Origin of the sequence: Tateyamaria armeniaca (assembly GCF_045797845.1) — a bacterium.
Taxonomy (GTDB): domain Bacteria; phylum Pseudomonadota; class Alphaproteobacteria; order Rhodobacterales; family Rhodobacteraceae; genus Tateyamaria; species Tateyamaria armeniaca.
In genome coordinates this window covers 3587104-3601706 of sequence record NZ_JBHDIY010000002.1, presented here as the reverse complement: position 1 = coordinate 3601706, position 14603 = coordinate 3587104, and the positions used below count along the sequence as shown (strand labels likewise).

At 60.8% G+C, this 14603-nt stretch carries 13 protein-coding genes and 1 pseudogene; 8 read left to right on the top strand and 6 right to left on the bottom strand.

Annotation, left to right across the window (positions count from 1 at the left end; translation table 11 throughout):
* Positions 1 to 72: 72 nt before the first annotated feature.
* Positions 73 to 501 (bottom strand): annotated as a pseudogene (locus ACERZ8_RS18300) (ABC transporter substrate-binding protein); the annotation flags it as partial.
* An 861-nt stretch (positions 502 to 1362) separates the two neighbouring features.
* Between ACERZ8_RS18300 and ACERZ8_RS18295 the strand changes: the two are divergent.
* The 8 genes from ACERZ8_RS18295 to ACERZ8_RS18260 all read left to right on the top strand — a co-directional run bounded on the left by ACERZ8_RS18295 (position 1363) and on the right by ACERZ8_RS18260 (position 9228).
* Entirely contained in the window at positions 1363 to 2328 is a 966-nt protein-coding gene (locus tag ACERZ8_RS18295; protein ID WP_407593591.1) for a sugar ABC transporter substrate-binding protein, read from the top strand.
* A gap of 83 nt (positions 2329 to 2411) precedes the next feature.
* The gene (locus tag ACERZ8_RS18290) at positions 2412 to 3209 is read left to right on the top strand and encodes an SDR family oxidoreductase (protein ID WP_407593590.1); all 798 of its coding nucleotides are present in this window, start codon (positions 2412 to 2414) and stop codon (positions 3207 to 3209) included.
* Positions 3210 to 3278: 69 nt separating this feature from the next.
* Positions 3279 to 4253: an ABC transporter permease gene (locus ACERZ8_RS18285; protein WP_407593589.1), complete on the top strand. Its 975-nt coding sequence runs from the start codon at positions 3279 to 3281 to the stop codon at positions 4251 to 4253.
* 9 nt (positions 4254 to 4262) lie between these two features.
* Positions 4263 to 5264 (top strand): ABC transporter permease, encoded by a 1002-nt coding sequence (locus ACERZ8_RS18280; protein ID WP_407593588.1) that lies wholly within the window; start codon positions 4263 to 4265, stop codon positions 5262 to 5264.
* Positions 5261 to 6766: a sugar ABC transporter ATP-binding protein gene (locus ACERZ8_RS18275; RefSeq protein ID WP_407593587.1), complete on the top strand. Its 1506-nt coding sequence runs from the start codon at positions 5261 to 5263 to the stop codon at positions 6764 to 6766. The genes ACERZ8_RS18280 and ACERZ8_RS18275 overlap by 4 nt, the downstream gene beginning before the upstream one ends.
* Positions 6766 to 7635 carry an NAD(P)-dependent oxidoreductase gene (locus tag ACERZ8_RS18270; RefSeq protein ID WP_407593585.1) on the top strand — a complete coding sequence of 290 codons (870 nt, stop codon included), beginning with the start codon at positions 6766 to 6768 and terminating at the stop codon, positions 7633 to 7635. The genes ACERZ8_RS18275 and ACERZ8_RS18270 overlap by 1 nt, the downstream gene beginning before the upstream one ends.
* Complete coding sequence (locus tag ACERZ8_RS18265; RefSeq protein WP_407593584.1) at positions 7632 to 8342, top strand: ThuA domain-containing protein; 711 nt, start codon at positions 7632 to 7634, stop codon at positions 8340 to 8342. Before ACERZ8_RS18270 ends, ACERZ8_RS18265 begins: the two co-directional genes overlap by 4 nt.
* A gap of 25 nt (positions 8343 to 8367) precedes the next feature.
* Positions 8368 to 9228, top strand: coding sequence for a fumarylacetoacetate hydrolase family protein (locus ACERZ8_RS18260; protein ID WP_407593583.1), 861 nt, complete (start codon positions 8368 to 8370; stop codon positions 9226 to 9228).
* A gap of 132 nt (positions 9229 to 9360) precedes the next feature.
* Here the strand turns inward: ACERZ8_RS18260 and ACERZ8_RS18255 are convergent, their stop codons facing one another.
* Genes ACERZ8_RS18255 through ACERZ8_RS18235 form a run of 5 tightly spaced genes read right to left on the bottom strand, consistent with a single transcriptional unit; the run spans position 9361 to position 14596 of the window.
* Positions 9361 to 10869 carry a M81 family metallopeptidase gene (locus tag ACERZ8_RS18255; RefSeq protein ID WP_407593582.1) on the bottom strand — a complete coding sequence of 503 codons (1509 nt, stop codon included), beginning with the start codon at positions 10867 to 10869 and terminating at the stop codon, positions 9361 to 9363.
* Positions 10870 to 10886: 17 nt separating this feature from the next.
* Complete coding sequence (locus ACERZ8_RS18250; RefSeq protein WP_407593581.1) at positions 10887 to 11840, bottom strand: ABC transporter ATP-binding protein; 954 nt, start codon at positions 11838 to 11840, stop codon at positions 10887 to 10889.
* Entirely contained in the window at positions 11824 to 12792 is a 969-nt protein-coding gene (locus tag ACERZ8_RS18245; protein ID WP_407593579.1) for an ABC transporter ATP-binding protein, read from the bottom strand. The genes ACERZ8_RS18250 and ACERZ8_RS18245 overlap by 17 nt, the downstream gene beginning before the upstream one ends.
* Entirely contained in the window at positions 12789 to 13670 is an 882-nt protein-coding gene (locus tag ACERZ8_RS18240; RefSeq protein WP_407593578.1) for an ABC transporter permease, read from the bottom strand. Before ACERZ8_RS18240 ends, ACERZ8_RS18245 begins: the two co-directional genes overlap by 4 nt.
* Positions 13667 to 14596, bottom strand: a complete 930-nt coding sequence (locus ACERZ8_RS18235) for an ABC transporter permease (protein ID WP_407593577.1) — start codon at positions 14594 to 14596, stop codon at positions 13667 to 13669. Before ACERZ8_RS18235 ends, ACERZ8_RS18240 begins: the two co-directional genes overlap by 4 nt.
* Between the last annotated feature and the right edge of the window lie 7 nt (positions 14597 to 14603).

The window sequence follows — 14603 nt, the reverse complement described above, 5'->3', positions numbered from 1 at the left end:
AAGGATCGGTCGACCAAAGTCCGCCAGTGTCATCAGCACAGTGTGGCCAAGGGCCGTGCCCCGTGCCGCATTCCATGCGATGCCGTACTGGCCGTGCACAGGGTCGTGCAATGCCTTTGCTGCGGCAAGCAGCGCATCCGTGGTGGCCGGTGGGTTCAGTCCCGCCTGCGCGAACAAATCCTTGCGGTAAAACAGCAGCTCGGGTGTGGTCTGCGAGGGCAGGCCATAAGGTTTGCCACCCCAATGCGCAGCATTCCACCCTGCAGTGTGAAAATCTGCCGCGTCCACGCTTGCAAAGTCCATCACCTCGTCCAGAGGCATCAGAATGCCGCGTTCGGCGAAATCACCCACCCAGGGCAAGTCAACTGCGATAATGTCATAGCGGCTGGCCTTACGATCGGCGTTGCGCAGGGTTTCTTCGTAAAGACGGTCGATGGAAAAGGCGCGTTGATGGATATGTGCGCCGATGGATTGTTCGAACTGGCGCTTGAGCTTATCCATGACCATGAATGTCGGATCACCGTGCACCAGCACGCGCAGGCCACCGGGCAGTTTGATCGGATTGCTGAGAACCTGCAGGGGCGGGATCGACTTGGCACTCAGATATGAGCCACCGAAATAGTAGTCCTCGCTTTCGCCCAGTGTCTCATCCCCGCCGAACCGGGTGGCGGCCAGCCGGGCCACGCGGCTTGACAGTTGCGCCCAGTGTTCCAGCAGCATTTCACTCGGATGCATGGAGAAGCTTTTGCCGGTCTTGGTGCGCGGACGCTGTTCGATCAGCCCGGCCTCGATCATCTCTTTGAGGCGACGGTTGGCGGTGGCGTAGGGCACGCGGCTGGCCCCGATCAGGGCGGTTGCAGTGATCACGCGCCCCTCAAGATGGCCCCGCATCAGCAATTGCGCCATGCGCAGGTTGGGATTGGGCGCGGACAGATCGACCATATCTTCGATCTCGTCGCCCAACTCTTCGAGAAAGGCGATGATCTGCAGCATCTCGGTCTTGGCCTTGGGGGGCACGAACCGGGCCATGGTGTCTCCGCTCATCGCGTTCATGTAAGCCGCTTTGGTCTTTCGTTTCGGCGGCGTTGAGTTTTTCGCACGCCGTTTTTCCGAATTGTCCATTTTGGACGAATCTGATTTGCCCATCGGTGATTGCCCTCGCAGTCTGAGAAGTTGCCTGCACGAAACATATCGCCAAAATATCCAAAACGGATATTTTTATGTCCGAAACGGATATAATTCAGGGGGCTGGGTCCGGATCAAGTTTGCATCATCCTTGCAGTCCAATGGACAATGATTCCCCGTATGGAGGGGGGATCGCTTTAACCGAGATCGAAAAGATTTCTTTGGGAGGGAACCAAGATGACACTTCGCACCATTCTTTCGGCCACTGTTGCGACAGCGGCCGTGTCGGTCGCCGGTGCTGCGTTTGCAGACGGGCATGGCACCATGAAGATCGGGATCACTCAGAACAACGTGGGTGTCGACAGCTATCAGACGACATATGAAAAAGCGTTCATCGAGGCCGCCGAGGCCAACGACAAGGTTGAAGTCGTCGTACTTGACGCCGGGGGTGACGTCGCCCGCCAGATCGCCCAGATGGAAGATCTGATCCAGCAGGAAGTCGACGCAATCATCATCTGGCCGACCAACGGCGAGGCCGTTATTCCTGCCGTGCGCAAGGCGCATCAGGCGGACATTCCGGTAATCGTCACCAATTCCAACATTGCCGAGGCTGGCTTTGATTTCGTGAAATCCTTCTCTGGCCCTGACAACGTCACCCAAGGTGCCCGCTCTGCCGAGATCATGTGCGACAAGTTCAAGGACATGGGCATCGAGAACGAGGCGCAGGTTGTACACATCACCGGCCAGCCCGGCTACACCACCGCAATTGAGCGTGCCAGCGGGTTCGAGGATCGCCTGCCGGAAGTCTGCCCGAACGTCACAATCGTCGACACGCAACCCGGTGACTGGAACCGCGAAAAATCGCAGCAGGTAATGGAAGCGTTCCTAGTCAAATACGACGACATCGACGGCGTTTACTCCGGAGATGACAACATGGGCGTGGGCGCGCTGAACGCGGCCAAAGCCGCAGGGCGCGAAGGCATCATCTTTGTCGGAGCCACCAACTTTGCTGTGGGTTACGAGGCGATGGCCGCGGGCGAATACTGGGGTTCGATTTATCAATCGCCCGTGGATGACGCCAAAGCCGCATTGAAAACAGCCATCGACGCGCTCAATGGCGAAGACCTGCCGTTCCTGAACTACTTCGACACACCGAAGATCACGCAGGACAACATGGGCGAGTTTACCAAGCCTGTCTTCTAAGGCTTCTCCCGGCTGCGGGGCAGGGGATTTTCCACCTGTCCCGCAATCCTTTACGCACATCTGATCTTTGAAGGGGACGGGGTATGGGACGTGTATCCGAACGCGTCTGCATCGTCACAGGTGCGGCCCAGGGCATCGGGCGCGCCATCTGCGAGGCACTGCTGAACGAAGGCGCCAAGGTCTGCTTTGCCGACATCAACGGTGACAAGGCCGCCGAAGTGGCCGAGGCCAATCGCAGCCGTCTGAACGGTCAGGCCGGTATGGTGATGTCCCACCCTGTTGACGTAACGCAGCGCGAACAGGTCGCAGCCATGATCGCCCACACTGTCGAAACCTTTGGTCGGCTGGACGTGAAATTCAACAATGCGGGCGTCAACAAGCCGATGAATTTCATGGACGTGACCGAAGACAACTGGAATTTCATCATGGGTGTCAACGGGTTGGGCTGTATGATCGGCATGCAGGAAGCCGCCCGCCAGATGATCGCCCAAGGCACGGGCGGCAAGATTATCAACACCGCGTCCATCGCCAGTCGTCAGGGCTTTGACAATGTGGCACCGTACTGTGCGTCGAAATTCGCTGTCGTATCCCTGACGCAATCAGGGGCCCGCGACCTGGCCAAGCACAACATAACCGTGACCGGGTTTGCCCCCGGTGTGGTAGCAACAGAAATGTGGGAACAAGTCGATCAGGACCTCATGGCCATCGGCGCCTCGGAACGTCCCGGTCAGGCGATGGAGGAGTTCTCGTCAGAAATACTGAAAGGGCGCGTGGCGACGCCTTTGGACATTACCGGCACGACGACGTTCCTTGCCTCGAAAGACAGCGACTACATGACCGGTCAGATCGTCATGATCGACGGCGGCATGACGCTGGTCTGACGGGACATACCCACGCGGCGTTGCCGGGCAGGCAGAATTCACGACGTCACTGACCCTAGGGAGGGGATCATGGCCACACTGACAAGTCAAAAGATCGGAACCATTCTGGCAAAACAGGGGATCCTGATTGCCTTTGTCGCGTTCCTGATCGGCTTTACCATTGCGAACCCCAAGTTCCTGACGCCCGACAACATTCTGAGCGTCGTGCGGTCGTCTGCGATCCTGGGGGTCATGGCCCTTGGTGTGACTTTTGTCGTGATCAGCGGCAATCTTGATCTGTCTGTCGGGTCGATGATGTCCTTTTCGACAATCGTGGTGCTGGATCTGCATGACAAGATCGGCCCGGCCCTTGCCATCCCGGCGATGTTTGCCATGACCATCGCCCTTGGCGCGCTGATCGGCCTGTTGGTGGGGTATCTCAAGCTCAATTCGCTGATTGTGACGTTGGGGATGCTGTCGGCCATCCACGGCCTGACGCTCACCTATTCAGGTGGCAAGAACATGGATATCGCTGACAAGGAAGGCACGTGGTTCAGCGTATTCGGGCAGGGCAGCGCGTTGGGCATCCCGGTGCCCATCCTGCTGTTCATAGCGCTCGCGGCCCTTCTGGGCCTTGTGCTGTCCAAGACGAGTTTCGGGCGCAAGGTCTATGCCGTCGGCGGCAACGGGACGGCCGCGACATTCTCGGGCATCAGACGCGCCCGTACGGTGTTCCTGTGCTACATCATGTCGGCGGCTTGCGTAGCCACCGCAGGGCTCATTCAGGCCAGCCGCTCGTTGGGATCGCAAAACACAGTGGGACAGGGGTTGGAGCTGGAAGTGCTCGCCGCTGTCATCCTTGGGGGTGCATCGCTGCTGGGTGGGTCGGGCACGATTTTCAAGACGGTGATCGGCGTGTTGATCCTTGGCTTTATCCAGAACGGATTGCTGCTGATCGGTCTGCAATTCTACGTCCAGTTCGTTGTGACGTGGGTCATCATCATCCTTGCTGTCTGGCTCGATATCGCGGCCAAACGCGGCAAGCTGTGGTCGCCGATCGCGTGAGGGGGAAACATGAAACCGGGTGCATTTTCCAAAGCGCTGAAAAGCGGCGCAATCTGGGGCTTTGTCGTTCTGGAACTGATCTTTTTCAGCATTGCGGGCGAATTCCTGTCCCTGTCCGACAAAGCCTTTATGGATTGGGAAAACATGCTGCTGTTGCTGAAACAGTCGGCCCCCATCGGCATCATTGCGATGGGCATGACCATCGTCATGGTCAACGGCAATATTGACCTAAGCGTCGGGGCGACCTTTGCCATCGCCGCCATCGTATTGCTGGACAGTATGACATGGCCGATCTTTGCCGGTCTTGGCGACTGGGTGATCCCGGTGGCGTGGGTGCTGGCGCTGGCAGTCGGCACGGCCCTTGGCGCGCTCAACGGGTTTATCGTGTGGAAGACGGGGGTTGATGCCTTCATCGTTACGCTGGGGGCGATGCTGGGCTACCGTGGCATTGTGTTCATGTTCAATGGCGAACAGCCCACGAGCCACCTCAACTGGACGCTGGTCGACTTTGCCGAGGCCGAATTTCTGGGCCTTGCCACGGCATCATGGTTCCTGCTGGCGGTGACCGTGGCCATCTGGTTTCTGCTGACCAAAACGGTGCATGGCCGCAATGCCTATGCGATTGGGGATAACCGCGAGGCGGCAGTGAACGCAGGTATTCGCGTCGGGCCGCACATGATGATCAACTTTGCGATCATCGGGTTCCTTGCTGCCTTGTCGGCGGTGGTTTTCTATTCCGAAAGCGGTTCGGTCAACCCGAATGACGGCCAGCTTTACGAGCTGTGGGTGATCACCGCCGTCGTCCTTGGCGGCACCAAGATCACCGGTGGGGCGGGCAGTGCCATCGGCACCTTTGGTGGTGTCATTGCCATTCAGCTTCTGCGCAAGGGTCTGGGCCATATCGGCGCGGACACGTCCACTGTGAACCTTGTGATCGGTCTTATCCTGATCGCCGTGCTCATTCTCGATCGCCAGTTGAACGTCAAAGGAAAAGAGGAGTTGAAGCTATGACTGACCCGGTTCTGCGCCTCGAAGATATCGTCAAAACCTTTCCCGGCGTGCGTGCGCTCGATGGCGTGTCATTCGCCGTCATGCCGGGCGAAGTCCATGCCCTGATGGGCGAAAACGGGGCGGGCAAATCCACCCTGATGAAGGTGCTGGGGGGCATCCACCAGCCCGATGGCGGCCACATCTACATGGGGGATGAAAAGGTGGTGATGGCCGGCCCGCTTGAGGCCAAGGCCAAAGGCATCGTCTTTATCCACCAGGAACTGAGCCTTGCGGAAGAGTTGAGCGTGGCCGAGAATATCTATCTGGGCGAACTGCCGCGCAAAAGCCTCGGTCGTGTGGATTGGGCCAAGCTGGCCGATCAGACCAACGCGATCCTCAAAAAGCTGAATGTCGGGTTTGATGCCACAACGCGCGTTGGTGATCTGTCCATTGCCAACCAGCAAATGGTCGAAATCGCGCGTGCCCTGACGGTTGATGCCAAGGCGGTGATTTTCGATGAACCCACCGCATCGCTGACTGACGCGGAAAAGGTTGTCCTGTTTGACGTCATCTCTGATCTCAGGGCCTCGGGCGTGGGCATTGTCTACATCTCGCACCGGATGGAAGAGATTTTCAAAATGACCGATCGCATCAGCATTCTGCGCGACGGTCAGTATCAGGGCACGGTCGAAACCGCACATACGGACGAGGAATCGGTGACCCAGATGATGATCGGGCGCAAGCTTGATCTGTCGCGCAATGCGTCCCACCACGAATTGGGCGATGTGGCGCTTGAGGTGCGTGGGCTGAGCTGTGGCAAGCTCTATTCAGATGTCAGTTTCGAGGTGCGCCGGGGTGAGGTTGTGGGCTTTTACGGTCTTGTTGGTGCGGGCCGGACGGAGATTGCCGAGACGCTCTTTGGTTTGCGCGATCCCTCCGCAGGCCAAATCCTGCTGAATGGCGAAGAAGTCCGCATTCACTCGCCCGCCGATGCCATTGCGCGCGGCATATCGCTGGTGCCCGAGGATCGCAAAGGGCAGGGACTGGTTCTGGGCATGAACTGCCGGGACAACATGACCCTGCCGCAGATCGACGACCTCAAGGCCGGGCCGTTTGTGGCCGAGGGGGCCGAGATTGCGATCTTTGATCAGTACCGCGACCGGCTGGACATCCGCACGCCCGGTTGGCGTCAGCAGGTGGGCAACCTGTCGGGCGGGAACCAGCAAAAGATCGTCATCGGCAAATGGCTGTCGATGCACCCCAATGTGCTGATCGTGGACGAACCCACTCGCGGCATCGACGTGGGCAGCAAATCTGAAATCCACAAGCTGTTGCGCGAACTGGCCGCGCAAGGCTACGCGGTGATGGTGATCAGTTCGGAAATGCCCGAGGTGCTGCATGTCGCCGACCGCATCGTGGCCATGTATTCCGGCAAAATCATGCGCACCTTCACCTCTGAGGAGGTGACAGAGGACAACCTCATCCAGGCCATTTCCGGCATCACACCGGGACAAGCAGCCTGATGCGGGTCGGCCTGGCCGGACTGGGACGTATGGGTGTGCCGATGGCGCGCAACCTTGTCGATGCAGGGTTCGCAGTGACCGTCTGGAACCGCAGCTCAGACAAGGCGCACGTCCTTGCCGACCAGATTGGGTGCGCTGTCGCAACGACCCCGCGTGCATTGGCCGAGGTCAGTGACGTGATTGTCACGATGCTCGCCGACGACATGGCCTCGGACGCTGTGCACATGGGGGATGACGGCCTGTTCGCGGCCAAGGGCGCGCGCCATGTGGTCGAAATGGGCACGATGAGCCCGGATCACATCCACGCGCTGGCCCGCGCAGCTCCTCCCGGTGTCACGCTGATCGACGCGCCGGTGTCCGGTGCGACGCAGGCCGCGAGCGACGCGCAACTGCTGATCATGGCCGGATGTACCGAAGAGGCCGGGGCACCGCTTGTGCCTGTCTTCGATGCCTTGGGCAAACAGACCATCTTTCTGGGGGCTTACGGGGCAGGGGCGGTGATGAAGCTGGCGGTCAACGCGATCATTCACGGCCTGAACCAGACGGTGTCAGAGGCGCTGACCTTGACCGAGGCTGCGGGCATAGCTCCGTCGCTTGCCTTTGATGTTGTCGAAAACAGTGCCGCCGCCGCGCCTATGCTGAAGTATCGCCGCCCGCTCTATCTCGATGAGGCGAACAACGACGTCACCTTTACCGTCGCCCTTGCCCGCAAGGACATGGAGGTGACGGCGGCGCTGGCGGCCCAATTGGGCGTCGCCTTCCCGCAAGGGGCCGAAACGCTGGCACAGCTTCGCAACGCCGATGCACGCGGTTACGGTGCGCGCGATATGGCGTCCATTCTCGATTACATGCGGAAGGAAACGCCATGAAAGCAGCGCTTTTTGTCGGAGGCTGGGAAGGCCACGCCCCAACTTCATTTGCAGACTGGTACAAGGACCTGCTGCAGGAAAACGGGTTCGAGGTTGATGTCTATGACACGATGGAGCCGCTGGAACGCCCGCAGGATATGGCAGATGTCAGCCTGATCACGCCGATCTGGTCTTCGGCCCGCTCCGGCCATCGCGAAGAGTTCGGCAACATGACCAAGCAGCAGGAAGACGGCTTGCTCAAGCTGATCGGAGATGGTTGCGGGCTGGCCGGTTGGCACGGGCATATGGGCGATGCCTTTCGGGATCGCCCGACCTATCATTTTCTCATCGGTGGACAGTTCGTGGCCCATCCACCGGGCTGGCCCGACAACCTCCAGCCGCGCGAGGATTACATCGACTACGACGTGACAATCTGCAAGCCGGACGATCCCATCGTTAAGGATATCAAGAGCTTCCGTCTGACATCCGAGCAATATTACATGCTGGTCGACCCCTCGAACGAGGTGCTGGCAACCACGACGTTTTCAGGGGACCACCTGTGGTGGATCGAGGGCACCGTGATCCCTGTTGTGTGGAAACGACGCTGGGACAAGGGGCGCATCTTTTACTGCTCCATCGGGCACGAACTGGACGATCTGAAAGTGCCGCAAGTCACCGAAATCATGCGCCGCGGCAGTCTTTGGGCGGCTGCGGGCGCGTCAGAATGATCCCATCCGCAAAGAAGGACAGCGTATGAAACTTGTACGGTACGGCACACCGGGAGCCGAAAAACCGGGCGTGATTGATGGATCGGGCCGGGTGCGCGACCTTTCTGGACTTGTGGCCGACATCGGGGGTGACACGCTGCGCGCCTCTGGCCTTGATGGTTTGCGCGACGCGGATGTCGACGCGCTGCCACTGGTCGATGGTGTCCCGCAACAGGATCTGCGCCTTGGGCCCTGCGTCGGTGGGATCGGCAAGTTCATCTGCATCGGCCTCAACTACGCCGATCACGCCGAAGAGGCGAACATGCCCGTCCCGCCGGAGCCTGTGATTTTCAACAAGTGGACTTCGGCTGTTGTCGGCCCGAACGATCCGATCCAGATCCCGCGCAATTCGCTCAAGACGGATTGGGAAGTTGAACTGGGCGTCGTGATTGGGGAACCGGGGGTCTATATCGACGAGGCTGACGCGATGGGCCATGTCGCGGGTTTTTGTGTCATCAACGATGTCTCCGAGCGGGAATTCCAGCTGGATCGCGCGGGGACGTGGGACAAGGGCAAGGGCTGCGACACGTTCGGTCCCACGGGCCCGTGGCTGGTCACACGGGACGAGATCGCGGATGTCGATGATCTGGACATGTGGCTGGACGTGGATGGCGAGCGGATGCAGTCCGGCTCGACCGCCACACTGATCTACAAGGTGCCGCATCTTGTCTCTTATTGCAGCAGGTTCATGAGCCTGCAGTCAGGCGACATCATCTCGACCGGCACACCGCCCGGCGTTGGCATGGGGCAGTCGCCGCCACGGTATCTGCGGGGTGGTGAGGTCGTGACACTTGGGATCACTGGCCTTGGCGTGCAGACCTCACATGTGTTGGCCGCGCCGGAATAGGGGCATTTGGCCTGGTCAGGCTGAAAGGGCGCAGCGCGTATCAACATTGCGATGCCGGGTGATGGCCTTTGGCCGGCAACACCGTTCGGCATCTGCATCGTCCGTGATGATTTCCAACCCTCTGCCCGGTTCTCAATCCGACATTTGCTCCGCTCGGACCTCGGTGTGAGCGTCCAGCGGAAAGATAGGCCTGGGCACGTTCCGATAGGGCAACAAGTCGTACCGCGTTGTGCACAAAGCCCCGGTGTCACAGACGATGATCCGCCCGGCACTCGGCGCAAAGGCGGCGCGGAAATGCTGCATGGATTTCAAGGCAACAACGGATTTCGACGCAGGGTCGATCCCGAAAGTGCGGAATTGTTGCAAATCAAGCATCTGGTGCGCGATGGAGACGATCAGCACGTCGATGCCCGCCACGCGCAGCACTGCGGTTGGCCCGAAACTGCGTTCTTGTCCGCCAAGGATCGGGCCGTCGCCGACAACGCGCCCTTCGCCGCGCCACATCACGGTGCCGGTGACCGTCAGTGGCCCGCCGCCAAATTCGGGCGCGGTCTTGCCGCCGATGGCAAGGGTCACGTCCTCGCCAAGCGCTGCATCTTGCAACGTGGTCGCGGCCTCTGCGTCGATCAGCGGGCCGAAACAGGCATCCTGAACACCTGCCTTCAGAAGTGCGTCCAACAGCGCGGGGGCGTCCCCATAAGCGCCCGATCCTGGATTGTCGGCATAATCGGCGATCACCAAGGGGCCACTGCCGGGTCGCCAGGACAGGGCGATTTCACCGGCTTCCGTCGCGGTCAGATAGTGGTTCAGAACCTCATTGCGGCGCGCCCAGATGTCGTCGGCCAATTCATCGGCCATGGCGACCAAGGGCGCGTCCGGGCCCTCACCGACGATCAGGACGGTGGGCCCGACCTCGGCGACATCGGCGCAGGGAAACGCGCCATTGATGCTGATCGCATAGACGCCTTTGCGCGCCTCGAAAGCACGGGCCATGGCGTGCCGGTCGATCATCGGCCCAATATCGGTGCGCCCACCATTGGCCTCTTCCAGCATGGGCCGGTGGGTGCGCAGGGTGCGCGGGCGGATGTCGCCTGTCATAGTCCTGTGGAGTAGTTCCGCCGTGCGACGACCCGTGGCGCGGACATCCACATGCGGATAGGTCGTAAACGACACGAGGATTTGCGCCAGATCACACATTGCGGTGGTGACATTGGCATGGGGATCAAGGGTAACGGCCACAGGCAGGTCCGGGCCGACAACGGCCCGCAGACGGCGCAGGATTTCCCCTTCTCCGTCGTCGTGATCTGCGCTCACCATCGCGCCGTGCAGGATAAGAAAGACACCGTCCCATCCTCCGCGCGCGGCAGCGTCGAGCAGCGGGACGAGCAGTGTTTCAAACGCCTCCCGCGTCACACGCCCGCCCGGTCCTGCGGCGGCGCTGATCACATGGATGACATCCCAGTCATAGGCACGGCCCACATCCAGCAGCCCGGCCAGTTCGGTGTTCTTGTCACCCTTCGCGCCAATGGCCGCAGGCCCATCCAGCAGGTAGCGGTCCCGAAAGGCTTGCAGGTCAGTGGGGCGTATGTTGAACGTGTTGGTTTCGTGAGAGATTTCGGCGGAAAGTATGTTGAACCCCAAGTCTTTGTCCTTCTTGGTCAGATCGGGTGGTGGCAGGCGACGGCGTGGCCCGTCTCGGAAGACAACGCGGGCGTTTGCGTTCGGCACAGCGCGCTTGCGTTGGGGCAGCGGTCTGCAAAAGCGCAACCGGGTGGCAGGTCGAACGGGCTTGGAACTTCGCCCTCCAGCGGCGCAATCAGGCGACGCTTTTTCGGGTCCGGTTCGAACGTGCTTTCCATCAGGGTTCTTGTGTAAGGGTGCCGCGCCGGTGCGGCGGTGTCGGGCAGGGCCTCGACCACGCGGCCGAGATACATCACGAGGATCTCGTCGCAGAAATATTTCACGAGGCTGAGGTCATGAGAGATGAACAGGTAGGTCAGGCCAAGATCCGTGCGTAGGTCTTCCAACAGGCCGATGATCTGTGCCTGTACGGAAACATCAAGCGAGGCGGTGGGTTCATCCAGCACCAGCAGCGATGGTCGCAAGGCCAGGGCCCGCGCGATACCAACGCGCTGTTTCTGCCCGCCCGAAATCTGATGCGGGTAGCTGGTGGCAAGGCCGGGGTTCAGCCCGACCATCCCCAACAACTCGGCCACTTCCTCGGCCATGGGTTTGTCCGGCGTCACATTCTGCACTTCAAACGGTTCTGATACGGCGCGCGTCAGGGTGTAGCGCGGATCGATGGCGGAGTAGGGGTCCTGAAACACCATCTGCATCCGGGCGCGCAACTTGCGCATCTGAGACGGCGATTTCGCCAGCAGGTCGTCACCGTCGAAGTTTACCGCGCCGCCTGAGGGTTCGATCAGGCGCAGGATTAGGCGGGCGAGCGTGGACTTTCCGCACCCGGACTCCCCCACAACGCCGATCACCCGGCCCTCGGGCAGATCGAATGAGACACCGTTGACTGCGTGCATGGAGCGCGCCTTGCGGAACGGGCCGCCTGCAGAGGTGAAGCGTTTGGACAGGTCGCGGACTTCAAGCAGGTTCGGCATGGGCAACCTCCGCAAAATGGCAGGCGGCAGCACTGTCGCCATGCACCGAGAAATCCGGCGGATCGGTGGCGCAGATCGCCTCGGCCCGTGGACAGCGCGGATGGAACGGGCAGCCATCGGGGTAGTTCACGACCGTGGGCACCGTCCCTTCGATGCCGGTCAGGCGTGTGGCCTCATCCAGCCCGCGCGGGATGCAGGCGATCAACGCCTGGGTGTAGGGGTGGCGCGGGCGGTCAAAGATTTCCTCGACCGGCCCGTGTTCCACCGCGCGCCCGGCATACATGACCACCACCTTGTCGCAGGTCTGGGCCACGACGCTCATGTCATGGGTGATCAGCACCAGCGCCAGATCGCGTTCTTTGACCAGATCGTCGAGCAGGCGGATGATCTGCGCCTGCACTGTCACATCCAGCGCCGTCGTCGGCTCATCCGCAATCAATACGTCGGGGTCGGCGGCCAGCGCCATGGCGATGACGATCCGCTGTTTCATGCCGCCCGACATCTGGTGGGGATAGCGGTCGCAGATCAGCGCGGGTTCAGGGATGCGGAGCGTGCCGAGGATTTCTTCGGTCCGGGCACGCGCCTTTGTTGCGTCGAGGCCAAGATGCAGCTTGGCGACGTCATCCACCTGCGGGCCGATTTTTTTCAGCGGGTCGAGCGATGTCATCGGGTTCTGCGTAATCAGCCCGATCCGCCCGCCACGAAGTTTGCGATAGGCGCGTTCTGGCAGCTTTGTCAGGTCCTGTCCGTCGAACTCGACTGTGCCGCCGGTGATGCGCCCACCGCTGAGCGGCAGAAGGCCCATCACGCTCATCGCCGTCAGTGATTTGCCAGACCCGCTCTCGCCCACGATCCCCAGCGTCTCGCCCTTGCCCACGTCAAAGCTGACCCCCGAAAGCGGTTGCACAGCGCCAAAGGCCACACCCAGATCGCGGACGCTGAGCATGCTCATGCCCCCCTCAGCCGGTCGCGGATGTCGAGCGCACGGATCAGCTCGTCTCCGAAGAGGTTCACAGCAATGACGGTGACTGCGACAGCTACGCCCGGAAAGATGATGACCCACGGGCTGAGGAACAGCTGCGCCGTGCCTGACGACATCATCGCGCCCCAGCTTGGGGTGGGCGGCTGCGCGCCGAGGCCGAAGAAGCCAAGCGTCGCCTCCAGCACGATGCCGTCGCCAATGGCCAGCATACCGACCACGATCACCGGCGCGATGGCATTGGGCATCAGGTGTTTGAGCAGGATGTGGGAGGGTTTTGCACCAAGGTTGATTGTCGCCTCGATGAACGTCTCGCGTTTCAGGCGCACGATCTGGGCGCGGGTCAGGCGGGTGAACTGTGCCAGATAGGCGATGGCGATCGCAAAGGTGGTCGACGTCAGGCCCGGGCCGATAATAGCCACAAAAATGAGCGCGATCAGGATGTCCGGAAAAGACCAGGTGAGGTCCACCACCGTCATCACCGCGCGTTCAAAGAAACCTCCGAAATAGCCCGCTGCCGCGCCAAGGGTCATGCCTGCAGCCATCGAAATCGCGATGGCTGTGGCGCTGACCGACAGGGACGTGCGTGCGCCGTAGATGACCCGGGACAGCACGTCGCGCCCGAATTCGTCGGTGCCCAGCAGATGCGGCCAGCCCGGCGCGGCATTCGCGTTCATCAGGTTCTGCGCGGCATAATCGAAGGGCGCAATCCACGGTGCAAAGATCGCCACCAGTACCAGCACGACCAGGAAACCCCCCGCAATCATACCGATCCCCGAGGCAAAGGCACGCCCGATACTCATCCGCGCAAAGGCATCCAGCGAACGGCTGGCCATTGTTGGAACTCTCATGATTTCTTCTCTCGAATACGGGGATCCATGGAGGCTTGAGCCACATCACCGATGAGCGTGCCAAGCATGACGGCCAGCGCCAGCATCAGCAAACAGGCCTGCACAACCGGGTAGTCGCGTTGGCCAAGCGCGCGGATCAGCAGTGAGCCAAGGCCCGGACGGCCAAAGACAAATTCGACTGTGACGGCCCCGCCCAGGATCCAGCCGATCCGCAGGGCCAGAATCGTGACCACGGGCAAAAGGGCGTGGGGCATCAGGTGACGGAACAGGATAGTACTGGACGCAAGCCCTTTGGCATGGAGCAGCATCACGAAGTCTTCTCGCTGTGCATCCAGCAGGGCGACCCGCGTGACGCGTGCGACCAGTGCCACGCCGCCAAAACCGATGGTCAGCACAGGAAGCACAAGGGATTTCCACCCGCCTGCGCCGGACACCGGGAACCAGCCCAGATTGACGGAGAAGAACAGGATCAGCAAAAGTGCGAGCCAAAAGCCGGGCACGGTCGATCCCAGAAGGATGAAACCGCGCATCAGCCGATCCAGCACCGGGTGGCGTACGATTGCGGAAATCGTGCCAAGGGCCATGCCGACGGTTGAGGAAAAGAGGAAGGCGAGCCCGCCAAGGGTCAGGCTGTAGGGCAGGTTCTGTGCCACCAGATCGGCGACCGGGCGGCGCAGCACGATGGCCTGGCCGAATTCGCCCTGGAACATGTTGCCGATCCAGACAAAGTACTGGACGATCAGATTCCGGTCGAGCCCGTAGCGCGCCACCAATTCGGCCCGATCCTCTTCGGATGAGCCCACCCGCAACAGGTTGTCGATGGGATCACCCGGCAGCAGGTAGACGATCATGAAGATCACCACCGAGATCGAGAATGACACCGGGATCAGCATCAGCAAACGTTGGAACGTGTATCTGAGGATCATCCCGGTG